A 25,130-nucleotide genomic window follows, 5' to 3' on the forward strand; every position below is an offset into this window, starting at 1 on the left:
TTACATGCTTGGATGCGCCAATGTTTACTATTAAACACCTGCTTTTAATTGTTATTGTACTTTTTACGCAATGCATAAGTGCAGCACAGCCGTCTGTTTTACTGGCTAAAGTATATGACAAAACTAAGCATTATGATGTAAGTAAGTATTTAGTCAGTGAAAAATATGATGGCGTAAGAGCTATCTGGACCGGCACGGAGTTTTTAACTCGTAAGGGTAATATTATCAATGCGCCAAGTTGGTTTACAGCGCCATTGCCAAATGTATGGCTTGATGGTGAGCTGTGGACTAAACGTGAGCACTTTTCTGCGCTGAGTGGCATAGTCAGAACTAAAAAACCTAATAATCATGATTGGCAAACTATTACTTATAAAGTATTTGATATGCCAGATAAAAATCTGCCTTTTAGCACTCGCTATAAAAACTATAATGAGCTAATTACTAGCCTAAACTTGCCGCACATTAGTGCAGTAGGTCAATATAGCTTTACAAATAATGAGCAGCTTACAGAGTATTTTGAGAACATAACTAAGCAGGGCGGCGAGGGTGTAATGCTTCATTTGGCCAGCGCGAAGCACAGCAATGGAAGAAGTAATGCATTACTAAAATTAAAACCTTATTTAGATGCAGAAGCGGTTGTAATTGCACACTTACCAGGCAAAGGTAAATATCAAGGAATGTTAGGGGCATTAAGGGTAAAAACAGCGCAGGGGCAGGTATTTTCTATTGGTACTGGGTTTAATGATGCACAGCGCTCCATTCCACCGGAAATTGGTAGTACTGTAACGTACCGATTTCATGGCTTAACAAAAAATGGGTTACCGCGTTTTGCTAGTTTTTTACGGGTCAGAGATAGTTTATAACATTTATAAATTTTACAAAGTGTGCTAAATTGCGCGGCCTTTTTGGTAATGTGTGGTGAAGTATGTTTGTAGGTTTTGATTACGGTAGTTCTAATTGTGCTATGGGTGTAATGAGCGAGGGTAATGTTCAATTAGTACCGCTAGAGCAAGGAAAACATTACTTACCGTCTACACTTTACACTCATCACAGTGCGTTGGTTGTTGATTTTGTTGCTAAGCATTTACATGGCACAGCCCATGAGCATGACTTTTTAACGCAGCGCCAAGCATTATTAAATACCTTACCTCGTATTAAGTCAGACCTTGATTTACAACCTTCAGATGAAACCCTATTTATTGGTCGTGAAGCGATTAGCGAGTACGTGCAGTTTCCTGAAGAAGGCTATTTTGTTAAGTCCCCTAAATCATTTTTTGGTGCAACAGGTTTAAAGCAAGGTCAAATTAACTTTTTTGAAGATATCGCAACCGCGATGATCTTAAAAATTAAGCAACGCGCTGAGCGCTCTTTAGGTAAAACACTTACACAAACAGTGATTGGTCGCCCAGTAAACTTCCAAGCTGTGGGTGGCGATCAATCAAATCAACAAGCGGTCGGTATTTTAGAGCGTGCTGCTAAACGTGCTGGTTTTAAAGACGTAGAGTTTTTATATGAGCCACTTGCTGCGGGTATCGATTACGAGAGTGATTTAACTCAGGATCAAAAAGTACTCGTTATTGATATTGGTGGTGGTACAAGTGACTGCTCATTTGTACAAATGGGCCCAAGCTTTAGAGGAAATAGCCAGCGCGATAGCGATTTTTTATCTCACAGTGGTAAACGTGTTGGCGGAAATGATTTAGATATTGCTTTGAGCTTTCATGGTTTAATGCCGTTATTGGGTTTAGGCAGTACGTTTAAATCGGGTTTGCCTTTGCCTAATCAAGCGTTTTGGCAAGCGTGTAAAATTAACGATGTAAACTTACAAAGCCAATTTTATAGTGAAAGCCATACCCGAGAGCTAAATGCACAATTACGTGATGTAAGTGCGCCTGAGCTTTATAAGCGTTTAATACATTTACAGCAAAACAAGCAAGGCCATCAATTAGTGCAACAAGGTGAAGCGGCTAAAATAGCACTTTCATCAGCTAGTGCGTTTGATTGTGATTTAAGCTTTTTAGATAGTGGACTGAATAAAAATGTATCTGTAAGCGATTTAGCTGTTGCCGTTGAGAGTAGTATTAGCCAAATAGTTACTTTAGCAAAACAAGCAATCAGCGACGCTGCGACCACGCCAGACATTATTTACTTAACAGGCGGTAGTGCACAATCACCATTGATTAAAGCGGCTTTAAGTGAGCACTTAGGCGATATAAAAATGGTTAACGGGGATCACTTTGGTAGTGTAACCGCTGGCCTGACTAAATGGGCCAGCATGCTTTATAAATAACCTAGATTACAATTGAGGTTTAAAGATCTATTTGTCGGGTTGCGAGGTATTTTTCGTAATCTGGCAATGTACGTTCAAGCTCTACGTCCATAAGCGGTGAGCTTAATAACATATCTGCACTCACTTCATTACACGCCACCGGAATATTCCAAACAGCTGCTAAACGCAGTAGTGCTTTAACATCAGGGTCATGAGGCTGTGATGCTAATGGGTCCCAAAAAAATATTAAAACATGTATCTCATGTTCTGCTATTTTAGCGCCAAGTTGTTGATCGCCGCCCATAGGACCACTTAAAAGCTGAACTACATCAAGCCCCGTCGTTTTTTGAATTAAATGCCCCGTAGTACCTGTGCCATATAAAGTGTGCTTACTTAGTATTTCTTTGTGTTTTTCACACCATAATTTTAATGCTGCTTTTTTACCGTCGTGCGCCACTAAAGCAATATTTTTTTGTGCGGGAAGAGATTGTGTTTTTTGTTCCATGCTAATTCTTTTTATTGATGAACCTAAACTCGGAAGAATGAACCTCTTAACCAAAGTGCAGGTTAGTTAAAATAATAGATTGATAGCAAGGGCAATAAATACAATGCCAGTGATCCTATCAATCCAAAGTTGGCTATTTGGGTTACGTCTAAAAAACTGTGCAATTTTGTCGCCAAAATAAATATACGTGCAGTCAATTGGAAAAGCAAAAAGAGGGTAAAGTAAGCCAAAAAAAGCGAGCTGAAAAGTAGCCGATGAAAGCGTTGGATCTACAAATTGCGGAATAAATGCAATAAAGAATAATGCTACTTTAGGGTTTAGTACTTCAGTCATCATCGCCTGAAACATGACATTACTTTTTTTACTGGTACTTATATGCGGTTTATCGGTTTGCTTGCCCTCAGGTGTCTGCTCTGGCTGCTTTAGCGTGCCTTTAATCATCATAAACCCTAAATAGCATAAGTATGCTGCGCCTGCGTATTGCACTGCGGCATAAGCACTAGGAGAGGCTTTTAGTACTGCGCTTAGGCCTACAACAGCAAATAGCGTATGAATAACTCCACCTAATGCAAAACCAAATGCACTTTGCATACCAGCGCCTCGACCATTAGCAAATGTTTGCGCCATCAAAAATGCATTTGATGGCCCTGGCGCTACTGCCATTAAAAAGCTGGCTAATAAAAATGAGATTAGAAAGTCAGGATTGATCATTGAGTACTTTTAGCTGGGTGTAAAGTATGGGCTTTTTTGCTCATTAAAATAAACCAAAGCGGAGCTAGTAATAATAAGTGAAAAGCAATTAGCCATGGTGTGCTTAGCCCTAAATACTGGGTCAATACTACCAATATGCTAGCGCCACTCATTTGCATAGCACCGAGTAATGCAGAGGCTGTGCCTGCTTGTTTAGGAAAGCTAGACAGAGACATTCCTGCTGCAGAGCCTAAACTTAAAGCAAACCCTAATGCAGCAATTAAGATAGGTAACATAAGCGCAAATGCTGTTTCTATACCGCTAAGGGCTAACATTAAAATGCCTGAAAAAACCAGTACACTCACACCGACACGCAAAGCACGTTGGCTATTTCGTTTAATGTAGGTTGGTAAAATAAAACTTGCGACAATACTTATTACGGCATTTAACGTAAACCAAAAAGTAAAGTCGGCTACGGTGCCGCCTAAATGTGTAATAAGCCAGCCTGGAGCGAGCGTTACATACACTAATATGGCCGACATTGAGACCATACAAATTAGGCTATTAAACAAAAATACCGGTGTTTTAATAATCGGTGTAAAGCGACGTAAATCTAAAATATGCCCTTGATAATGACTATCAGCAGGGCGAGTTTCTCTAAAAAAGAATAGCGTAACAATAAGGCCCAAAATGGCAAACGCGGTTAAAAACATAAAGTTCATACGCCAGCCAAACTGTACGGTAAGCCAAGCCCCTAAAATAGGTGCCATTGCCGGAATGAAACACACAATCCCGTTAAGGTAGGTGATCATCTGACCGCTTCGTTCACTACCATATTTATCACGCACTATCGCAAATGCGACAACAAACGTGGCACAGGCTCCAATTCCCTGAAAAGCACGTGCTATCAGCAATATCTCAAAAGAAGGCGAGTAGTATGCGAGTAATGCAGAGCTTGCATACAAACTAATACCCACTACTGCCACTGGTTTTCGGCCAAATCTATCAGCCAAAGGGCCCGCAATTAATTGGCCTAGACCTACTGTTAGCATAAAAATAGCAACGGTTTGCTGTACTTGTTGTTCAGTAACTGCAAATTGTTCTGCAATAGTTGGAAAAGCAGGTAGGTAAATATCGATTGCCATAGGGCAAAATATAACGAGTAACGCTAAGATAAGTAACAAGGTCATATTAGGTTTAGCGGGCTGTGTTTGCATTGAGTCTCCTTTTGTCGAGTATTTTAGGTGGGCACTCATAAAAAAGAAAGGGCTTATGACCCCTGCATAGGCTGTCATTCTTACTTTTTGATTGGATTAAGCTAAAAAGCCAGCATAAATGCACTTTTTAAAACTGGTCTGATGTGTTAATTTTAAAAAAGTAACTGTTGATGGAAAATAATAATGAGTAATAAATCTGCACTTGTACAAATATGGCATAAATTTAAGCGCCTACCTTTTGGGAATTGGCTTTTTACTAAAGCTGTTTGCTTTAAAGCGCCATATTTTGGTTCGATGAAACCTTACGTACTCGATTTGAGAGAGGGCCATTGTAGTGCGGTGGTTAAAAATCGTCGCAGCGTTCATAATCATATTGGAACTATTCATGCTATTGCGCAGTGTAATTTAGCTGAACTGTGTGCAGGTGTAATGATTGATGCAACAGTGCCAGTTAAAACGCATCGTTGGATCCCAAAAGGAATGACAGTGCAGTATTTAGCTAAAGTAGACACAGATGTACGAGCTGTCGCTGAAATTGATTTACCACATAAGTGGACTGATAAAGAGGACCTAGTAGTACCGGTTAAACTTTATAATACCCGCGATGAACTCGTATTCACCGCTGATATTACTATGTATATCACTGAAAAAAAATAATGGACAGTCAACTGAGTTGATTTAGTTTTTATCTGTGGCTTGTTTATTTACAAACGACAAGCCGCTGTCGTCTTCCTCTAACAACATTTTAACTTCACTGACTGGTTTTAATTCTTCACTAATAAGCTCAATTGCATCTTTTTCAAAACGTTGCTTTAAACTACCTTCAATAATCGCACCGGCATCTATGCTTAAGGTATCGTGGAATACATCGCCATGAACATGTGCGCCGCTTTTAACATTTACTTCACTGGCGTTTATTGAGCCAATAACTTTGCCTTTTACAATTACATTTTGTGCTTCAACCATGCCTTCAATAATACCTGTTGAGCCAATAACTAAATGTTTTACTTTAATATCACCATCAATACGACCATCTAATTGTACTTCACCTTGGCTAACTAAGGTGCCTGTGAGACGAACATCTTGTGAAATAATAGAGGGAGTGTTATTTACTCTTTTTAAACTAGAGCTTCCTGGTTTTTGTTTCTTTCTACCGAACATGAGAAAGCGCCTTTGTTATTTTTAGAGGATTAACATGTTTGCCATCAAGTAATACTTCATAATGCAAGTGAGTACTGGTACTTCTACCGGTGCTCCCCATTAAACCTATTACATCATTTTTAGTAATTAGTTGACCTTTCTTCACTTTAATCTTATTTAAGTGGCCAAAACGAGTCACAAGGCCATTTTTATGTTCAAGCTCAATAAAGTTACCGTAACCACCGTTGCGGCCGGCTCTGAGAACTATAGCGTCAGCAGGGGCAAAAATTTCGGTTTTATGCCAACCAGCTAAATCGACTCCTTTATGAAAGGCTCGACGATTATTCATCGGATCTTTACGAAGACCAAAACTACTTGAAATGTAATATTTTGCAGCAGGCAAAGGTAAAGAATTCGGAAGCTCTGTTAAAAAGCTTTCAAGGTTATTTAATAAGAGTAGTTTATCGGCAATAAGTAAAAATTGGGTCGGAATTTTTGTTTCATCAAAAACATCAAGTGGGCCACCTTGTGCTGTTTTTTGTTCGCTTAGTGCCAAATGTTGTTTAAGTGCCGATTCAAGCCCTGCGCCTTTAAGCATTGCTAAAATATCGTCGTGTCGTTTATTTATTTGGCTATCAAGTAATGCAAAGTTTTTTTGATAAGCTTGTGCTAAATGTTGGTATCTTGCTGAAAAAGTAAGCGGGGTAACTAAGTTCACTTGCTTATTGTTTGGCTCTTCATCAAGTAGTGGAGCATGAAATTCTTCTTTTCGTTCACTAATTGGTGACTCGAGATTACTATCAAGCTGTATTGAATCTTTGCTAATCGAGGCTGGTAATGACTCTATCATGCTTTGCAATAAAGCCTGTTTTTGTTCAAGAATAGCCAGCTGTTCTAACTGATTTGTATAAAGTGCATTTTGTTCGCTGACTTTTTTCTGCCAAAGTAGTTGTTTATTCAATTGGTTTTGCTGGATGTTGGAAATTTTGTTCGTTTGTGAATAAACACGTAATGTAGAAATACTGATCCAAGCTAAAGTAGCAAAAACAAGTACTGCAACAGTAAGCTGAACCCAAGACGCCAAAACAACATGCTTAACTTCACCATTTTGGCGAATAAGTAACTGACGGGCTGGAAATGTTTTTTGATAAAAAGACTTTATAAATACTGACATGGCATATAAACATTGGCTATTAACCGAATTAAGATAGCAATTTGAGTTAAAAAAGCCAGAGAAAAATTGTAACTGTTCAAAAATTAATAAAAAAGGGCTGCTTTTAGTAAGCAGCCCTTTTATTTAATACTCGTATTATTTTGTAGGCAGAACTGTACTCTCTACAGAGCCAAAACCTATACGTGCATAGCCTTCTTTTTCACACCAGCCACGCATAATAACGTTATCGCCATCTTCTAAAAAGCTGCGTTGTTCGCCATTACTTAGCGTAATTTTTTCTTTGCCACCACGAGAAAGCTCAAGTAATGAACCTGCTTCTTCGTGCGTTGGACCTGACTGAGTGCCCGAACCTAGCATGTCACCTGGCATAAAGTTACAGCCATTTACTGTGTGATGAGTAACCATTTGTGCCACAGTCCAGTAAGAGTGCTTAAAGCTAGATGTTGATACGCGCGTTGGGTTATGGCCTTCGCTACGCATTTTTTGCGTTTGAATTTTAACATCCATTTGAATATCAAAAGCACCTTGGTCGCGATTCGCTTTTGATTCTAAATAGTCCATAGGCTGTGGATCGTTTTCATCACGTGTCCAGCTTGTTCTATAAGGTGCTAATGCTTCGGTTGTTACAATCCAAGGCGATACCGTTGAGGCAAAGTTCTTAGCTAAAAATGGACCAAGCGGTTGGTATTCCCACGCTTGCAAGTCACGTGCTGACCAATCGTTAAATACACAAAAGCCAAATACATGGTTTTCAGCATTTTCGATAGCGATTGCATCGCCCAGTGCATTGCCTTTACCTAAGTAAATACCCAGCTCTAGTTCGTAATCAAGGCGTTTACAAGGACCGAATGATGGCACTTCTGCATCAGGAGCTTTAGTTTGGCCTTTAGGGCGATGAAATGTTTGACCCGATACGTCAATAGATGAAGAGCGACCATGATAACCAATAGGTACCCATTTATAGTTAGGTAGTAATGGGTTATCAGGGCGAAATAAACTACCCACAGCAGTAGCATGATAAATAGAAGTGTAAAAGTCGGTGTAATCACCGATACGACAAGGCAAAGAAAACTCTATATCAGACTGTGCAACCAATGTATCGCTAAGCGCTTGTTGGTGCTCAGAGCCTGCTCTTAGTGCTTTTGAAAGCGCTAAACGAAGGGCTGACCAATACTGCAACCCTAAACCCATAAATGTATTTAAGGTTGCTTCACTTGCTGCATCTGCGGCTGTTTTAGCGTCACCTGTTAAAACGTTTAATTTATTTAGTTTTGCTAAATCGATTACTTGGTCACCAATTGCAACACCACCACGAAAGGCCTCATCAGACCCTTTACGACGAAATTCTGCAAACGGTAAGTTTTGAATCGGGAAGTCGCAATTATCAACATTAGCTGATTCTACCCAGCTGGTTAAATTAATATCGTGGGTTTCGTTAATTAGGCTCATTACATTTCCTTTGGATTTTACTGTATGGCGACAAGGTATAGTTTATTTAATCATACTTGTACTTGGCGCCATACTTTTTAAATATTAAAACGACAAAAAGCAGCGAAGTTCGCTGCTTTTAATTTACTCAAATATTTTATAAAACGCCGCGACGCTCTTGGTCACGTTCGATTGATTCAAATAATGCTTGGAAGTTACCTTCACCAAAGCCACCATCATCAACGCGTTGGATCATTTCTATAAAGATTGGACCAAATAAGTTTTTAGAGAAAATTTGTAATAAATAACAATTTTCACTTTGGCTATCTACGAGTATCTGATGCTCACGAATTTTTTCTTTATCTTCAGCAACCCAAGGTACACGGTCAAAAATAGTATCGTAGTACTCTGGGATAATATCTAAAGTGGCAATTGTTGATTTATCAAGCTTATCAAGAGAGCTTACTAAGTCATCTGTTAAAAACGCTAAATGTTGAACGCCTGGGCCGTTGTACTCACCAAGGTATTCATCAATTTGGTTGTTATCGTTACCTTTACCTTCGTTTATTGGAATAGAGAAGGTGCCGCATGGCGATTTAAGTGCATACGAAATAAGCGCTGTTTTTTGACCTTTAATGTCAAAGTAGCGTACTTCAGTAAAACCAAATACGTCTTTATAAAAGTTAGCCCATTTTTCCATGGTGCCTTTATAAACGTTATTGGTTAAATGATCGATTCGGATAAAGCCTTTATCTTCTACAACATTTTGCGTTTCTAAGTCTTCAAAATCACTTTCGTAAATAGTGCCTTTGTCGCCAAATTGTTCAATAAAGTAAATTAGGCTGTCGCCAATACCATAGATTGCAGGATAAGGCATATTTTTATGCGTTGAGTCGGTCGCTGGTTTTGCACCACGCTCTACTGCTGTTTCAAATGCTTTTTGCGCATTCTCAACACGCCAACCCATTGAACAAATAGCAGGACCATGGCTTTTAGCAAATTCTGCAGAAAAACCTTCACGCTCGTTATTCAGTAAAAAGTGAATATCGTTTTGGTTGTAATAAACAATGTCTTTACCTTTGAATTTTTTAAGCTTAGAGAAGCCAAAATCAGTAAATACTTTATCCATATAATCAGCATCAGGTGTTGCGTACTCGGTAAATTCAATACCGACTAAACCTAAATAGTTATTTACTTCACTCATTATTATTACTCCCGCAATTAAGCACTGCGATTATGTGTTGTTGTCATATTGCAGTAGATAATCAACCAGATTTTTAATTTGGGGAAGAGGAGGGCGCTATTTAGTGTCTAGTGCATGTGTAAATTTTATAGGACGGTTATTATAAAGTTACGTGTTTGTAATACAGTTAAGTAAAATGAAGTTATATGGTATAAATTCAAGTGGGAGTGCTTGTTTTTAAGTTATTGTATTTAAATACTAAAAAGGAGGTTTAACCTGCGTTAAACCCCCTTTTATAATTAATAAGTAAAAGCTTTTTCGTACTTAATTGTTTACACTTTGAGAGGCGTTGCCAAAAAACTTGTTTCGCTGCTCTAGCCATGGGTTAGTTTTTATTGCTGGAGCTGCTTTGTAGTGACGTTCAATTGTTTGGTTTAAAGTACGTGTAGATTGCTCAAATGTTAATTTTTGTTGTGCAGCGCCCATACGCTTAATTTCATCTTGGGTCATAGCACGGCCAGCATAAAGCAATGCATTCAAGTAACCCGCTACGGTTTCAAAATTATTATCGGTAAATAAAAGCACCGTTTTATTGAGTGCCCATTGGCGGTCAATTTCGCCGTCTTCTTTAACGCCAGCTAATTCACCATCAATGTATACTTCAAATACCCCATTTGTAGGTGCTGTGTAGAAAACAAATGCGACACGGTGCCATGCTTCTGCCTGAGTATTACCAAAGTAGCCACTGTCGCTTGTTGATTTACCATAACCACCACTTGGGTCTATAAATATGTCAGCATCGTCATCCAGATAACTGTTTGTTTCTGCTTGCATTATTGCACGATAAATATCTTTGCCTTCTGAAGGCCAATATAAATCCATAACAAGTGTGTAGTCAGATACCATTCCTTCGTTTGCAAAATCACCATTTGCAGGGGTGTTTAATTCAATTAATAAGCCTTCTGTCGGGGAGTGGCGCGAAAATGCCATTACACCCGAAGGGCCGTCAGTTAAATCATCAATATTTAACTGAGTGGTGGTGTTATATTGGGTTTCATCAGTGCCCCAATTGGTTTCATTTGGATCGAAATAGTTAAGTACTGAAGGCCCAAAATCAGCCGCTAACGGATTGTTAGCATCCTCAAAATTCCATATAGTTACATTTGCTACGTTACTGCACGAGTAAAGCTCAGTGTCGGTATCCAAATGTAGGCATTGGCTTGTTCTAAATCGAGCATATTTATCAAGTAGCCACCAAGCTTCGGCTATTGGCTCTATGTTTGAGAATGTCACACTATTAAAAAATAAATCAGGATTTAAAGCCGCGCCTTTAAATAGCGCAACTTCGTAATTATTTGTGGGTTGTATATCTTCAGGTTTAAGTAAAAACCAATCAGGTTGACTGGCAAACATCGCTGCTAAGTCTCTTCCCGATACTGTTACTTTATAGATAGAATTAAACCCAGGCGTATTTGATGGCTGCCTTTCTACATAAAAAGCTTTATGGAAGTCTTCTTGAGTCAGTGTGCCGGGTGTCCAGCGCTTTTGTACTAGTTCAGGGTTAAGTAATGCTGCGCTAATTGTGCTTGAATGTTTTGCGGCTAAGGCAGTTATTTCAGCTAATTGTAAAGTAGTTGGATAATTTTCTGAAATAGTTATTTCTGTTTCAGCGTCAGGAGCATAACGACCCATAATTTCATCAATAGCTTGTTTAGTCGTTTCATCTCGTTCATTAATAGAGTCGGTTTCAATTGTTTTGTAATCAACAACCGGAGATGATTTATCCGCTAAATCAAAATCAAGCGTTAAATCAGTAATCCCTTTAGCATAAAAATCTGGCTGAATAACAATCGCGCCGTTGTCTAGTGTCTCGAAACTTTCACCACCATGCGTGTGGCCGCCAAGCACTAAATCAATGCCTGCGACGTTAGTTGCCATATCAGTATCAAGACCGACACCTAAATGGCTCAGCATGATCATATAATCTACGTCGTCACGATATTGACTAACAATGCTTTGCGCCACTTGTTGCCATTGCCAGCTCATTTTAAATTGTTTTATGAAATCAGGGATTGGTTCATCTTCAATTGGTTCATCAAGTTCATTCCATGGCACAGAAGTCATACCAAACAAACCTAAAGTGACACACCCTACTTGTACTTTTGCAAATCCAACGCCTGCAAAATCTTGTAGTTGCTCACCTTCATACCGTGTATTACTCGCCAGTACGATGGCATTCTCGTCTTGTGAATAACTTAATAGTTTTTCTGGGCCCCATGCGTAATCATGGTTTCCAACAACACGAACATCAAATTGCATCGCTTTAATTGCTTCTTCTGTTGCAGTACCTTGTGATAGTTGCTCTGCGACGGTGCCTTTTTCATAGTCGTCACCACCATTTGTAAATAAGGTATGAGGAGTTTGGCTTGCTACTTGGTTGTAGTAGGCTTTAATACGGCTGAAATATTGCTCTTGGTAGCCAAAGCGAGCATGTAAATCGGCAACATGCACAAACCTCACTGATTGTTTAGTGGCATTCGCATCACAAGTTGGGCCTATATTGGCAAAAGTTTCATTACGCTGCATTTGTATTGCGTAGGTGCCTAATGTGTTCACTTGCGCGCTAACGAAGCCATCTAACACGGTTGAGTTTTCGATTATGTCCCATGTATTGGTTGATAGTTTTGCTATAAAGAGTTGCCCGCCTAATGCATAGTCCACAGGGATTTTTATTGTAATAGTGATGGGGGTAATTAAAGTCAGCGAGTTTGGTGTAAGACTATGTAAATCTGAAACTATATTTTGTTGCTCATTTGCTTCATCTAATAGTGTTTTCTCGTAAGTAAGCTCTGTATTACTAGAAGTCGCACCAGCAGGAGCGGTTAGTATAAAATTACCTTCATCTAATGTCGTGTCTAAACCAGTCGAGCTTGATAATGTGAGTGTACTTGGCTCTGGTTCAACTGGGTTGTTTGGATTGAGTGTAACCTCGTCACTGGAGCCGCCACAAGCTGATAAAAGCATAATTAAAAATGCTAAAATTGTGGCATGTAATATCGTTAACGATTGCATATACAGCTGTTCCCTGAGTCTATTCTCTAATCAATCAGGCTATAATATCAGTTAACAGTGGTGCGGCAAAGTTGAATAAAAAAATCCCTCATAGCGGTTATGAGGGATTGGTTTTTAGCTATATTATTTAAAAAACAATTAAGAAGCTTTTTCTTCTAACCCTTGTTTTTCCCATACTTTAGCTTTAAATGTCATGAGTACTAAAACAACACCAACACCAATGCTAAATAATGCAATTTGTAGGTATAGGTTAGGGATTTCTTGGACATTATTCGGATCGAAATTACCAGCAAGTAAACCTGCGATGATGTTACCGATTGAGTAAGTTAATACAAATACACCCATCATTTGACCAGTGTAACGTTTAGGCGATAGTTTACTTACCGCACTTAATGCTACAGGGCTTAAACAAAGCTCACCTACTGTATGTAAAAAATAGGTAGTAACAAGCCAGTAAGGCGCTACTTTTAAGCCTTCAGCAGCGTAATGAGCCGCCATAAACATAACTAAAAAGCCTGACGCCATGATAATTAAACCAAGCGCACACTTAACGCTGTAGCTAGGTGATACTAGACTTTTAGATAAATTAATCCAAAGCGCTGCAAAAAATGGTGATAGGGCAATAATAAACAGCGAGTTTAACGATTGAAACCACGTTGTAGGGATTTCAAAAGTACCAATAAGGCGGTCAGTATAATCGCGTGCAAATAAGTTTAATGATGAACCTGCTTGTTCAAAACCAGACCAAAAACATGCTGATGCAATACATACTAAAAATAGCGCCCACATTCTTTGTTTTTCAGCATCAGTTAATTTACCTGTAAAGTAAATAACACCAAAATAAACAAAAAAGATAATAGTGAATACAACAGCTACGTATCCTGCAACCACTGTTGGATTGATTACAATTGCGCCGGTCATTGCAGCTGTAGTCACTGCTGCAGCTATAATTACAAACGCAGCAATACCACCCCATGCGCGGGAAGTACCTTTAGGGCCTAATGGGTTGGCTGGTAAAACGCTATGCTCTGGCAAGTTATTAAGTGAGCGCTTATATTGCACTAAACCAATAGCCATACCAACAGCTGCTGCGCCAAACGCCCAGTGCCAGCCTACGTTTTCCATAAAGTAACCACAAACGTAGTAACCAATCAAAGAACCTAGGTTAATACCCATGTAGTAAATAGCGTAACCACCATCACGACGTTCGTCGGCATCACTGTATAACTGGCCAACCATTGCGCTGATATTTGGTTTTAATAAACCAGTACCCGTCGCTACAAATATTAAGCCAATAAAAAATGAATAATCATGTGGAACTGCCAAAATAATATGGCCACACATAATAATAATACCGCCATACCAAACCGCTTTTTGACCACCGAATAGTCTATCGGCTAGCCAACCGCCAGGTAAACCTAAAAAGTATACTGCGCCTGTGTATAAACCATATATTGCAGCAGCTGATGCAACGGTAAAGCCAAGGCCTTCTTGTTGTAAGCTTGCCGTCATAAACAATACGAGCATAGCTCGCATACCGTAATAACTCATTCGTTCCCACATTTCAGTGAAGAACAATGTCGAAAGTCCTTTAGGGTGGCCAAACCAGCCACTATCTGGAGCTGAACTCATATTTACTTCCTAACTTTAAGAATTGTTGTAATGGCCTTATAATTTTTTGCTTTAGCTATTTTAGTATTTGTATTTACTAGAATGCTCGACCATCAGTATAGTATTTGTAGCTAAGATAATGATTTGCTATAGGGTAATAACACCACAAGGTAAGAGGCACACCCTTATCCTAGTTACAATTGGGCACAAGTATACATATACCTTAGTGCTAGGGGAAGTATTGCGCGGTGTATCACCTTATGCCGAGTTAGAACTCGGCATAAGGTACAATTGGAGTGCCAGGAAATTCAAGAGTGCCATATACAGGGTTGAAGTAGTATCGCATATACAATTGGCCAAAGTTAGGCTCGTAAAAGTCTGAACGATCTATTGCCAGGTAACCACCAAAAAACCAGTGTGGCGTTATTCTATATTCAAAGCTGCCCTCTAGGTTATAAGAGATACTTGAACTTGTGTCGCCCTCAAACGCTGGATTTGCTCCTGTTTCAAGCTGACGAATAAACGCTTCTGCTTGTAAGTCTGGATCGTTAGGGAAAAAGTCAATTGCTTGGGTTTTAGTTTGTGAATATGAAACGCCCGTTTTCAAACGATAAACAAAATCATTGCCCCAACGTGCGTCATAACTAAGCGGTACTGATAAACCAACATAATTTTGTGGACTATAGTAACCACCATGCCCCCAAGTTTCTTCACTTAAATTATATTGGTATGCCCAATGTAATAAGCTTGCTCCTACAGTGAATTCGCGTTCTTGATTGCTAATTACGCGATAATAACTGCCACCCATAATACGATATCGCTGATTGTCTTTTACATTTTGGCCCTTATATGAGGTAAAGTCAGCACTAGACCAAAATCCCCAATTACCACCTAAATCGTGTGATATATTTGCAGTAAGGCCTGTAGAACGTACGCCGCCCCATATTTTACCGGTGTTTATATCTTCAAGACCCGCATAAGAAAGTACTGAGCTGGTAACAGGACGCTTCTCTAATTCAAGGCTGTATCCAAAGTCGCCAATATCATCGGCGTAATTTACGCCCCAGACAATATCCTCAATTAAAAACCCTAAAGGGGTTGTACCTATATCTAAACGCCAGTTTTCATTCTGCCAGCCTAATCCAATATCTACGCCGCTTTCTTTCGGGCTTACTTCATCAAGAGAACACGTAAATATACATAAAGCACCTTGGCCATAACGGCTTCCCGCAAATTGCTCATCAAAACGTGTTGTTTGCGCACTAATTGTTGTCGGGTCTATTTTTACAAAGCCTTGACCTTGCCAAAGTGGGAAATAGGCTTCAATAGGCACTAAACCAGCCCCAAGGGTTGCTTCACTTTCAGTGCTTGTCTGGCCACTAAAGTTAACACCAATAGCGATGTAAGCTTGGTTTTTGTTTTGTTCATTAATAAGCTCACGCTTTGCGCCGTTTATATACCACTCATCGCTTTCATTTATTAGCGAAAGCGAGTTATAAAGCTCTTTTTCAGTTAATGTGCGGTTAGGCGAGAGTGTTTGTGTGTACCAAAGTTGAGCTTGTTCTGTTTCATTGAAATTGCTGGCCACTTGGGCGCCCAAATAACGTAACTCTGTATCATTTGGCGATTTAGTAATGAGTTCTGTAGCTAAACCAAGTGCGTCACCTGAGTAGTTAAAATCATTAAGAGATGCCATAATTTGACGTTGTAAATAGCTTTCCTGTGATGAAGTTTGCGTTATAGCTTGTTGTGTTACTTCTTTGGCTTGAAAATCATCACCTTGCTCTCTGTACGCTTTAGCAATCGCTAGTAAAGCTTGTGGCTCAATAATTTGCTTATTTTGTACTTTTTGCTGATATAAGATAATCGCTGCTTGGCGTTGTTCAAGCGCTAAATTTGCGTTAATTAATGCTGTGGTTATTGCTGCGTTATTTTTATATTTTTGGTCTAGTTGATTTAGTTTCGCAATTAAATCGCTGCCGCTGTAATACTGGTTAATATAGTTGTTTTGTAACTGTACATATTGATTAACATCATTTTTAGATGCATTTTCTGAAAGAGCATAACTGGTGAACCATTGTTTAGTTTGTTGCTCATTTCCTTGTTCTAATAGCCATTCGCCATAAAGCATATGCCAATAAGCAGAAAGTGTAGGTTGTGCCGTTAATGCTTTATTTATAAGTTTAACAGCGTATAGCTTTTCATTAATTCGATACCAATTACGTGCTAATTCGGCTTGCATTACGGGAGTTAAGTTTTGTGCTTCTAAGGCGCTTAAATGATAGATGGCCGTTGCTTTATTTTTAGCATCAAGATGGCGCTCGCTTTGAGTTAAAGATTCGTTAAGTTGTAGCTGTTGTTCTAGCGTAACAATATCTGCATTTCTGGCTCTAAAGGGAATATATTGCAAGGTTGCAATAGCGCCTTGGTAGTCATCAATAGATCGTAGAAAAAGCGCGTGGCTATAGCGCAGCTGAGGGTTTAAAGGGAACTGCCACAATACGTTATTAAACAACGTACGAGCTTTATCAGTAAGCCCTTTTTGTTGGTATATAAAAGCTAAGTCGTAATATAGCCAAGATTGCTCTGGTGCAATATCTATTGCCTCACGCAACACTTTTTCAGCCTGCTCTAAATCACCTGCTTGCGCTAGGGTATTTGCTTTTGCTCGATATTGGCTACTAAGCGATATTGAATAGGATTGCTTAATTTGCTCCTTTTGAGCAAATGTTAAACGGCTATAAAAAGACGTTAAAGCTTGTTCACTTTGTTCAAGTTCAGCTATTTCAAGCAAACCTAATAAGGCGCTGTTATTGAGAGGGGCATTCTTTAAAACAATTTGATAGGTTCGTGCTGCTTGAGAGTATTGCCCTTGAGCAAATTGTAACAAGCCTCTGTTATATAAAACTGCATTAGGGTTTTGCTCCAATGCATCAGCTAAGTCTAATTTTAGCTTTGCTATTTTAAATTCATTCTTATTAATTGCATCTTTGGCTTGGCGTATATAAAGCCAAAACTTTGCTGTTTTAGCTAATCCTTTTAAGGTTTCTCTTTGTGCAAAATCGGCGGTGTGCTGTTGCGCTCGTGTAAAGTACTCATAGGATTTTTGATTGTCACCTAAGCGTAAATAAAGAATACCCAGACTTCGCATTATTGCACCGTCTTGAGGTCGCCCACTTATCGCTTTTAACAGTAACGGTTCAGCCGCTTTTAATTTGTTTTTTTCAAGGAGTTTATCGCCTCTAACCCAGAGCTGATAGGCTGGATCTGCAATTAAGGTTTGACGTGCTGTTAAATCTTTTTTGAAATCCTGATACTGTAACTCACCTTTAGTACTAAACGGGTAAAGCATAAAGTAGGTTTGAAACTCTTTATCAGTGGCACCACTAATTGGCATGTTTGCTAGCGAACCGAGCCAAATCTCTTCTACTTCATTACTAAAGCTAGAAGTTGAGCCGTATTTACTTAGAATACGAATAGCGTGCTTGTCACTTGGGTTACGTCTGAGTAAATGCCTCGCGTAAGCAATCTCAACTTGGCCTATATTAGAGTAACTTTGCAATAATGTTTCGTAACCATTTTTAACACTTTGCCATTGAGAGCTGTCTTGTGCGTACCAGCTTAAATGTTCTAGTTCATAATTGAGTGTTGGGTATACATTATTAAATATTTTATTATAAATTTGACGTGCAGGTTCGTACCGACCTGCGCGAGCTAGTAATTTAGCTTCTTGAATAGCCGATTTATCTTTGCCTTCAATTCGAGACATGACTTTGAGTTTTTCAATGCAAGGGGGTTGCTTAACAAGTCCGTTATTTAATTTGCTTAGTAATTGATTTGCTCCATCTAAATCACCGTTAACAAAGTTGTAATGCGCTTGAGCACACTGTGTTTCTATGCGGGTTGGAGCAATCGCGACCAGCTTTTTCAAGCTATCTTCAATAAGCCTTTTATTTTTTTGTGCTTCACCAATATTTATTTGGCTTAGTAACCACTCAACAGATCGCGTATCAATATCATTTACTGTTTTTGCGTTTAGCATTGGGCTCAGTATTAATACGCAGAGTAGGGCAACCTTTAGCTGCATTCAGTACTCCATTTAGGTTGTAATGTTCCATCCGCTGTAATTGCAAAACGTTTATTTAAAGTACTTGTACCAAATAAATTTAATACACTGTCGTAGTAACGAGTTTGAGTGAATGACTTATCAACCATTAATTTTTGCTGAATTGTCATCGCTAAGGAATCATCGTCTTGTATTGCAAGTAAAGGTAGTAAAGCTGCATTAAAGCCTAATGGGCCTCTTTTTTCTGATTTACCTGATTTCGAAAACGTATTTAATGGCACATAACCACGGTCATTAATTGTTTTTAAAAATGGATTAAATTGTGCTAACAATTCTTTTTTATAAGGTGCATCGTTTGCCATCATACTGGCCCATAAATAAACCCTAATAGCGTTGTAGCTTCCTACGTCACTTGTTTTTTTATCGTAATAAAAACCATTATTAGTGTCGTACATTACCCAGTCAGGGCTAACACCTTGTTTGGCCGTATCTAGAATTAACTTTGCTGAGCTTTCATGTAGTTGTTCCCAAGGAGAATGAGGATATAGTTTTTTAAATTGTTGATATATAAATAAAGGTGAGTAACTAGGGTTTAATTTATATTGTTCGTCTTTAAAGTCAAAGCCAGCTGGGGCCGGTAGTAATGACAAACCAAGACCGGAAATATAGGCTGTTTCTTCTCGTATTATACGCTGAGCTAGCACGGCCGCTAATATACTATAACGACGGTCATCCCAGAGAATAGCAGCTTGTGATAAGCTATAAGCTATCCATAAATCAGAGTCAGAGGCAGGGTTTGAATCTAAAATTGCTCCTGCATTTTTTTCATTTATACCCCATTGCCATGCTGGTAAACGCGTACTTAAATCACCTTCGGATAAATGATTTTCGGTCCAATCAAGTACTAAATCAAACATTGCTTTATCGTTTGCTATTACAGCAAAAAATAACGCGTAAGACTGACCTTCAGATGTTGTAATACTCTGCTTACTACCTAAATCAATAACACGACCATCTGGGCTTATAAAGTGGCTTTTAAATACTTGCCATGCTTGCCACGGTTGACACTGTTCTATCTGTGCTTTCGTATTAAAAGCAAATAATGCCACAGCAATGCAGATTACCTTTATAAGTGACTTCATTATTTATCTCCTTCAGCTAAACGCTTGTATGTAAGTGCTTGTAATAATCGCCATAGAATAAATGAGATCATCAGTAGCGTTAAAATAGATAATAACGCTAATATAAATGGGTGATCTGATAAGTGAAACCAAATTAAGGTATGAACAGGGATCTGACCAACAAAATACTGTTTATCTGTTTTAATTGTTTCGATCCCTTGTGTTGTAATTATTGTTGCACTGCCCTTAATTTGTTCTCGACTTTGCGAGTTCATCAGTGCGTTATCTAATAGGCCAAACGCTTCATTTGTTGTTGCCGTTAACGATACTATAGAACGTTGCGAGCTAAAGGGGGACTGATAGCCTGTAATCACCGCCATATTGCCGCTACTCTTTACGTTTATTTGTATTTTTTCAGCTTTATTATCGTCATAAGCACCGTTATAAATAGCGAGTTTAATTGCACGTTGATTGTTGTTAAGCAAAATGTTTTTTGGTTCATCTTCTTTTAGCTTGTCACTGCGCGTACTTGGTTTGGTTATAAACAGTATGTCTTTATCGTTGTAGTTTATATCATCACTTAAATATTTTACTGTTAAACGGTGACCAGGGTAGCCTGTTATAGCGCCAAAATGACCAGTTAAATTAAAGAGCATTGAAAGTGCTTTAGGTGTTGGGTTTTCATTCAAAATAACTAATGTTTGTTGTAAATCGGCGTATTTTGTAAACGGGAATCCACTATTAGCAAATACATTTAAATCTGGTAGTGCGATATAGTGATTAAAATTACTTACATCAATATGAGAGTTACCGTCTATAACACCATATTCGCCGCCAAGAGGAGCTCCAGTACATGTTGCATTTTTTAGTACGTCAAATCGAAAATCAAAATTAAGCTCATTACGTTTAGCCAAGCTAATACCATTAAGCGAAAAGTTTTCAGTACTTTGAGTTGAATCTGTATTAGCAATTAACGGTAACAGTGTTTTTGTTGTACTTACAGTAGAGTCATTTTTTTCTAATAAAAAGCCACTAATAAACTCTTGGTTTATCAGCATATTCAGCCTAGAACTTAGTGTGTCATCTTCTGGCGTATTACGATATTGCAACGTTATCGGGATCCCTTTTTCACGCCACGTAAATAAATCAGGCGCAAAGCGAATATTCAACTTAACAGGACCGCTATTGAGCCCTGTAGTTTGTAACTGAGTTGGGTAGTCAATTAACTCATCAAAATGTACAGGGCGATCGCTTCTCAGCCATCGAGGTGCATCGTAAGCTTTGCGAAGTGGAATCTTATTCATGCCTTCAATACTTACACTTCGGCCAGTCATTACTTTATGGCCAAACACTAAACCGTTTACTGCGGTTTTTAAATCTTTTTCATCACGTCCTAATATAAGGAGTATTTTTTTATAACGGTGTATTGGATTGGAAATAATCTCGATTGTTGGTTTTTCTACATCAGGGTAGTCGGCTAAAAAAGCAGGTTTAGATGCGTTTGTAATAAATACAACACTGTGTTGATTAGGTGATTGATTAAGTACAACAGGGAAGTTAGCGCCACGCCAATCAGCTTGAGCACCAAACCAGCTCGAAAGTGTTGCAGCGGCTTCTATTGCTTCTTTATTTGGTGTGCCGGAAAAAATAAACGGAAGAGTTAGTTTACTGTAATCTTTGCTATCAAAAAATGGTTCAGGTAAATACTCAATTTTACTATCAATAGCCAGTGAAGTTTGGTCGAGAGTTATATTACTTGATTTGTTTATTTCTACCCAAATAGCACGGCTAAAATAGTCTTGACATGACGTACTATAATAACCAACAAGCTCAAAGCGAATTTGATTGAAGTCTTGAATGTATTTTGCGTTGAGCGCTATATTATGTTCAGCGGTATTTTTAATAATATTTGAAGGTTCATTTATAGGTAAAACTGTCACCAAATTTTCATTAAAATACACTTTTAAATGCGATACGTTGGCAATTAATGAAGGGGAGTTTGTGTATGAGAAATTCAACATCAAATTTTTACTCAACTTATCAATGCGATTAGTGAAGTCGACATTTGAATCGTTATTTATAGCGTCTAGCTTATAATTATTAAAACCGAGAGCTTCAAAATCAAGACGTAAGCTAGTAACTTGAGCACTCTCAGGGTAGCCATTGTTGAATATGGTCTTATCACTCATGGGCTCAATAGCATTAGCTTGCCAAGCAATGTTCATGAGTAAAAATATAACGAGTGTACTAAGTAGCTTATTAATCATAATTATTTTGCACTATAGGTTTTTTTGGAATGAATGAGTTTATATACATAACTAAACGAGTTAACAGTTTAATAGTCGGTTGTAATGGCCTAGGCGCATGAAATAGTAAATTACTAAAGCCTCTTAAACTAGTCTTTTGTACTTCTTTGAAGCTGTATGACGGGCGATCATGCCTAAAGTTATTTTGCCAATCAAGCCAAGCATCTGCTCTAGAAAAAGTACACTGTATAAATGCACGTTGTTTTTCGAGCGACAAATCTTTAAGTGTCAGACCTATCTGTTTATTACGGGTATTACACACATGAGTTGTAAACGAAAATTGTTTGTCTCCTCGACTCATTAACAACTCAATTTTATCGTTTACTCTACATAGGTGGGCATGCTCTGTCTCAATACCGACACCATTATCTGAGTAATCAGTGATTCTAACTTTTAATGTGTGCCCATTCGCTAAGCGAATACCCGCTGGAAAGTTGGCTTTTATTCGGTGTGAGTGCCTTACTTGACGCGCTTCTGCTGCAACAGCAACAGCGGCTCCTAGAATAATCATGTTGTAGAGCGCCCAGCCCATACTAATCACTAACACACCTATTTGAGAAGGGTCACCAAAGATCAAACGCAGTACCCCAAACACGATGCCCAGAAGGTTAATTGCTAATAGTATGAGATAGGGTTTCGAAATTCCCCAATCGTAATGCTCTTCATCATTTAGCCCACCTTTTTCTGTTACATTAAACTTACCTTTATTAGGATTAAATAAGGCAACAGTGGTTGGTTTCAATATGTACCAAGCCAACACCGACTCATACACTTCGCCCCAAAATGAGTACCTGTATTTACCTTGAATACGTGAATTAGTCGCTTTAATTTGAATAAGCGTAGGTACTACATAAATAAAAATAGCTAAAAAAGGCGCATAAATAATATAGGCATTAAAGTAGATCAGTGCTAAAGGGGCTGTTAAAAATACAATACGAGGTATTCCCGATAAAAAATGTAACATTGCGTTTATATAGCACAAGCGTTGAGGAATACTTAACCCTTTGCCCATTAAAGGGTTATCAAGTCTGAAAATTTGCGCCATACCGCGTGCCCAACGAATTCGTTGCCCAATATGCGCCGATAAACTATCCGTAGCGAGTCCTGCGGCTTGTGGAATGTTGATATAAGCTGTTTTATAGCCTGCGCGTTGCATGCGCAGTGCTGTGTGAGCATCTTCGGTTACAGTTTCAAATGCAAAACCACCAATATTATCCAGCGCTTCTCGTTTTAATACCGCACAAGAACCACAAAAGAAAGTCGCATCCCACATGTCGTTACCGTCTTGAATAAGCCCGTAAAATAACATGTTTTCATTTGGGATTTGGCTGTGATTGTTAAGGTTTCTTTCGAACGGATCAGCAGAGAAAAAATGATGTGGTGTTTGCACTAAACAGACTTTACTGTCTTTTAAAAATTGGCCCATGGTTGTTTGCAAAAAAGAACGCGCGGGAACATGGTCACAGTCAAATATAGCAATGTACTCACCGTGGGTATAGCGCATAGCGCTGTTCATATTGCCAGCTTTGGCATGATTGTTATCCGGACGCGTTAAATACCCTACGCCAACTTCTTTTGCAAAATCGGCAAATTCAGGACGTTTACCATCATCGAGAATATACACATTTAACTTGTCCTCAGGCCAATCGATACTTAGCGCTGCTAATGTAGTTGGTTTTACAACACTCAATGGCTCATTGTAAGTTGGGATATACACATCAACCGTAGGCCATAAGTCAGTGTTTCTAGGTAATGGTATGGGCTTGCGTTCGAGTGGATTAATAGTTTGGAAAAAACCAAGTATTAAAACAAGCCAAGCATATGTTTCAGCAAGTAGTAGTCCGGCTCCTAAGGCTAAAGCAAGAGGATCATCCCAATTGAGTGTTTCAGTGTAACGCCACCACAAGTAACGTGAGGACGTTGTTACCGATAAAGTGATCATTACAATCGTTGCCATCTGGCCTTTTATTCGCTTAAGTGAATAGGCGACTAATAAAATGAAGCTTATAAAAATGGCTTGCGCTTCTAGACTGAAAGGAATAGTGATAAAAATCGTTAATAAAAACAATATGAATGCAATCACAATGTATTTTACATATTTATTTTGCCAAACACGCGCATCGGCAATAGAGTAAAAAGCACTTTGTTTAGGTTTTTTTTTGCTTTTTGACAGTATACGCCTTAGTAACTTACCTAATTTTAAATCAAACCACCTAAACTGCCTAAAGAGACGATTCACTGAGTCATAGAAATGGTGTGATATTTTTTCTTTCGTCGCCCTTTTTTTTGTCGTTTTTTTAACGAACGTCAAAAAAACGCTTTGTAAAATAAAGCGTATTGAATTTGAATAAGGATGGTTTCTATACGGTTGTCTTAAATGCGGATAATTCACGCTTATCGATTCACGAATATTACGCTTATGAACGCTAATTTTTACAAATAGAGAACTTACTATAATCAGAAATGGCATCAGCAATGCTTCAATCGCATTCATTCTGTGTTGATTGAAGTAGCCGTGAAACTTAAACAGAATCAAACGGACTAATTTTTCGCTAAACAATAAACTCAGCACCAGTCGAAAGGTGTTTTGAAAAGGGTGTTTATGAAGTGCCTTAAATGAGATCATAATGCTGTTTTACTTACCAACCAGCCAGCCAGCGTTTCGAAATCGTCGTTAGCAATGCTATAAGGTGCACAGTTTAGTGCCACATTACGATAAGCCGTTGACTCTTTAATCACTTCGTCACTATTTATAAAAAAAGGTGCCATAAGTGGGAGTGTTGACTGCCAAAGTGAGAATAAATCGAATTCTAATTCAGAGGATGAATTGTATCGGTTAACTAAAAAAAAGTGATGCCACGAATTTTCTGTCTTTTTTAGTTTTTGCAAACGTCTATAAATAAGACTGTGGCATACCGCATCGCAATTGACTAACTCAATGACAATATCGTCTTTATGTAAGGTGTAGTTACTGATATCTATATGACTTGGACAATCGAAGAGTACCCAAGCGTTTTGAACATTGTCCAGTTTATTGCAATTATCAATCAGTTCGTTTAATGCGGTATTAGAAGGTGTTTTTTCGCCATGGGGTAAAAAAATGATGCCGTCACTATCTTGGTAAAAACATGTCAGGATATCGTTGAAATTTTCAGCGTCGCTCCAGCCTTGTGTATTTTTCCAAGGCAAACCAAAATGCAGCCCTAAATCACTTTTTGGGTCTAAATCAACCGCAATTACGTGTACACCGGATTTTTTCAGCACGCAGGCAAGATTAGCCACAATTGCGGTACAACCTGTACCACCTTTTATACCTTTTAAAAAAATTCTTTGCACGTGATGGGGTTA

17 protein-coding genes are annotated in these 25,130 nt (G+C 38.6%); 3 read left to right on the plus strand and 14 right to left on the minus strand.

Going from position 1 to position 25,130, the window contains the following annotated elements:
- Nucleotides 1–20 precede the first annotated feature (20 nt).
- Both DC53_RS03245 and yegD read left to right on the plus strand, forming a co-directional pair.
- Nucleotides 21–863 (plus strand): DNA ligase, encoded by an 843-nt coding sequence (locus tag DC53_RS03245; protein WP_007376887.1) that lies wholly within the window; start codon nucleotides 21–23, stop codon nucleotides 861–863.
- A gap of 62 nt (nucleotides 864–925) precedes the next feature.
- On the plus strand, nucleotides 926–2,290 hold the full coding sequence (gene yegD / locus DC53_RS03240) for a molecular chaperone (RefSeq protein ID WP_007376888.1): 1,365 nt from the start codon (nucleotides 926–928) through the stop codon (nucleotides 2,288–2,290).
- A gap of 19 nt (nucleotides 2,291–2,309) precedes the next feature.
- On the opposite strand, the gene DC53_RS03235 is transcribed toward yegD, so the two are convergent.
- The 3 genes from DC53_RS03235 to DC53_RS03225 all read right to left on the minus strand — a co-directional run bounded on the left by DC53_RS03235 (nucleotide 2,310) and on the right by DC53_RS03225 (nucleotide 4,681).
- Entirely contained in the window at nucleotides 2,310–2,774 is a 465-nt protein-coding gene (locus DC53_RS03235; protein WP_002958191.1) for a methylglyoxal synthase, read from the minus strand.
- A 66-nt stretch (nucleotides 2,775–2,840) separates the two neighbouring features.
- Entirely contained in the window at nucleotides 2,841–3,485 is a 645-nt protein-coding gene (locus DC53_RS03230; RefSeq protein ID WP_007376889.1) for a LysE family translocator, read from the minus strand.
- Nucleotides 3,482–4,681, minus strand: coding sequence for a multidrug effflux MFS transporter (locus DC53_RS03225; RefSeq protein WP_007376890.1), 1,200 nt, complete (start codon nucleotides 4,679–4,681; stop codon nucleotides 3,482–3,484). Before DC53_RS03225 ends, DC53_RS03230 begins: the two co-directional genes overlap by 4 nt.
- 183 nt (nucleotides 4,682–4,864) lie before the next feature.
- Between DC53_RS03225 and DC53_RS03220 the strand changes: the two genes are divergently transcribed.
- Nucleotides 4,865–5,338: a hotdog fold domain-containing protein gene (locus DC53_RS03220; RefSeq protein ID WP_033031524.1), complete on the plus strand. Its 474-nt coding sequence runs from the start codon at nucleotides 4,865–4,867 to the stop codon at nucleotides 5,336–5,338.
- Nucleotides 5,339–5,359: 21 nt separating this feature from the next.
- Here DC53_RS03220 and DC53_RS03215 read toward each other — a convergent pair whose 3' ends face one another.
- From DC53_RS03215 to bcsQ, 11 genes are all read right to left on the minus strand, one after another.
- On the minus strand, nucleotides 5,360–5,842 hold the full coding sequence (locus DC53_RS03215; protein WP_033031527.1) for a bactofilin family protein: 483 nt from the start codon (nucleotides 5,840–5,842) through the stop codon (nucleotides 5,360–5,362).
- The gene (locus tag DC53_RS03210) at nucleotides 5,832–6,995 is read right to left on the minus strand and encodes a M23 family metallopeptidase (RefSeq protein ID WP_007376893.1); all 1,164 of its coding nucleotides are present in this window, start codon (nucleotides 6,993–6,995) and stop codon (nucleotides 5,832–5,834) included. The genes DC53_RS03215 and DC53_RS03210 overlap by 11 nt, the downstream gene beginning before the upstream one ends.
- Nucleotides 6,996–7,130: 135 nt before the next feature.
- Nucleotides 7,131–8,444 carry a fumarylacetoacetase gene (gene fahA, locus DC53_RS03205; RefSeq protein ID WP_007376894.1) on the minus strand — a complete coding sequence of 438 codons (1,314 nt, stop codon included), beginning with the start codon at nucleotides 8,442–8,444 and terminating at the stop codon, nucleotides 7,131–7,133.
- Nucleotides 8,445–8,580: 136 nt separating this feature from the next.
- Nucleotides 8,581–9,627: a 4-hydroxyphenylpyruvate dioxygenase gene (gene hppD / locus DC53_RS03200; RefSeq protein ID WP_002958202.1), complete on the minus strand. Its 1,047-nt coding sequence runs from the start codon at nucleotides 9,625–9,627 to the stop codon at nucleotides 8,581–8,583.
- A gap of 303 nt (nucleotides 9,628–9,930) precedes the next feature.
- Nucleotides 9,931–12,678, minus strand: coding sequence for a metallophosphoesterase (locus tag DC53_RS03195; protein WP_007376895.1), 2,748 nt, complete (start codon nucleotides 12,676–12,678; stop codon nucleotides 9,931–9,933).
- A gap of 138 nt (nucleotides 12,679–12,816) precedes the next feature.
- Nucleotides 12,817–14,310 carry a peptide MFS transporter gene (locus DC53_RS03190; protein WP_033031529.1) on the minus strand — a complete coding sequence of 498 codons (1,494 nt, stop codon included), beginning with the start codon at nucleotides 14,308–14,310 and terminating at the stop codon, nucleotides 12,817–12,819.
- Nucleotides 14,311–14,557: 247 nt separating this feature from the next.
- Nucleotides 14,558–18,376, minus strand: a complete 3,819-nt coding sequence (locus DC53_RS03185; RefSeq protein ID WP_033031532.1) for a cellulose synthase subunit BcsC-related outer membrane protein — start codon at nucleotides 18,374–18,376, stop codon at nucleotides 14,558–14,560.
- On the minus strand, nucleotides 18,367–19,497 hold the full coding sequence (bcsZ, locus tag DC53_RS03180; RefSeq protein ID WP_033031534.1) for a cellulose synthase complex periplasmic endoglucanase BcsZ: 1,131 nt from the start codon (nucleotides 19,495–19,497) through the stop codon (nucleotides 18,367–18,369). Before bcsZ ends, DC53_RS03185 begins: the two co-directional genes overlap by 10 nt.
- Nucleotides 19,497–21,743, minus strand: coding sequence for a cellulose biosynthesis cyclic di-GMP-binding regulatory protein BcsB (gene bcsB, locus DC53_RS03175; RefSeq protein ID WP_033031536.1), 2,247 nt, complete (start codon nucleotides 21,741–21,743; stop codon nucleotides 19,497–19,499). The genes bcsZ and bcsB overlap by 1 nt, the downstream gene beginning before the upstream one ends.
- Entirely contained in the window at nucleotides 21,736–24,408 is a 2,673-nt protein-coding gene (gene bcsA / locus DC53_RS03170) for a UDP-forming cellulose synthase catalytic subunit (protein ID WP_033031539.1), read from the minus strand. The genes bcsB and bcsA overlap by 8 nt, the downstream gene beginning before the upstream one ends.
- Nucleotides 24,405–25,118 (minus strand): cellulose biosynthesis protein BcsQ, encoded by a 714-nt coding sequence (bcsQ, locus tag DC53_RS03165; protein ID WP_033031541.1) that lies wholly within the window; start codon nucleotides 25,116–25,118, stop codon nucleotides 24,405–24,407. The genes bcsA and bcsQ overlap by 4 nt, the downstream gene beginning before the upstream one ends.
- Between the last annotated feature and the right edge of the window lie 12 nt (nucleotides 25,119–25,130).

The sequence above is a fragment of the Pseudoalteromonas fuliginea genome (assembly GCF_000690055.1).
GTDB classification, from domain to species: Bacteria; Pseudomonadota; Gammaproteobacteria; order Enterobacterales; family Alteromonadaceae; genus Pseudoalteromonas; species Pseudoalteromonas fuliginea.

Excerpts from the sequence above, each read along its gene's own strand:
- DC53_RS03215 (WP_033031527.1), bottom strand. The coding sequence starts at position 5,842 with ATGTTCGGTAGAAAGAAACAAAAACCAGGAAGCTCTAGTTTAAAAAGA.
- DC53_RS03220 (WP_033031524.1), top strand. The coding sequence starts at position 4,865 with ATGAGTAATAAATCTGCACTTGTACAAATATGGCATAAATTTAAGCGC.
- bcsA (WP_033031539.1), bottom strand. The coding sequence starts at position 24,408 with ATGATCTCATTTAAGGCACTTCATAAACACCCTTTTCAAAACACCTTT.
- yegD (WP_007376888.1), top strand. The coding sequence starts at position 926 with ATGTTTGTAGGTTTTGATTACGGTAGTTCTAATTGTGCTATGGGTGTA.
- hppD (WP_002958202.1), bottom strand. The coding sequence starts at position 9,627 with ATGAGTGAAGTAAATAACTATTTAGGTTTAGTCGGTATTGAATTTACC.
- DC53_RS03245 (WP_007376887.1), top strand. The coding sequence starts at position 21 with ATGTTTACTATTAAACACCTGCTTTTAATTGTTATTGTACTTTTTACG.
- fahA (WP_007376894.1), bottom strand. The coding sequence starts at position 8,444 with ATGAGCCTAATTAACGAAACCCACGATATTAATTTAACCAGCTGGGTA.
- DC53_RS03195 (WP_007376895.1), bottom strand. The coding sequence starts at position 12,678 with ATGCAATCGTTAACGATATTACATGCCACAATTTTAGCATTTTTAATT.
- DC53_RS03210 (WP_007376893.1), bottom strand. The coding sequence starts at position 6,995 with ATGTCAGTATTTATAAAGTCTTTTTATCAAAAAACATTTCCAGCCCGT.
- bcsZ (WP_033031534.1), bottom strand. The coding sequence starts at position 19,497 with ATGAAGTCACTTATAAAGGTAATCTGCATTGCTGTGGCATTATTTGCT.
- DC53_RS03225 (WP_007376890.1), bottom strand. The coding sequence starts at position 4,681 with ATGCAAACACAGCCCGCTAAACCTAATATGACCTTGTTACTTATCTTA.
- DC53_RS03235 (WP_002958191.1), bottom strand. The coding sequence starts at position 2,774 with ATGGAACAAAAAACACAATCTCTTCCCGCACAAAAAAATATTGCTTTA.
- DC53_RS03190 (WP_033031529.1), bottom strand. The coding sequence starts at position 14,310 with ATGAGTTCAGCTCCAGATAGTGGCTGGTTTGGCCACCCTAAAGGACTT.
- bcsB (WP_033031536.1), bottom strand. The coding sequence starts at position 21,743 with ATGATTAATAAGCTACTTAGTACACTCGTTATATTTTTACTCATGAAC.
- DC53_RS03230 (WP_007376889.1), bottom strand. The coding sequence starts at position 3,485 with ATGATCAATCCTGACTTTCTAATCTCATTTTTATTAGCCAGCTTTTTA.
- DC53_RS03185 (WP_033031532.1), bottom strand. The coding sequence starts at position 18,376 with ATGCAGCTAAAGGTTGCCCTACTCTGCGTATTAATACTGAGCCCAATG.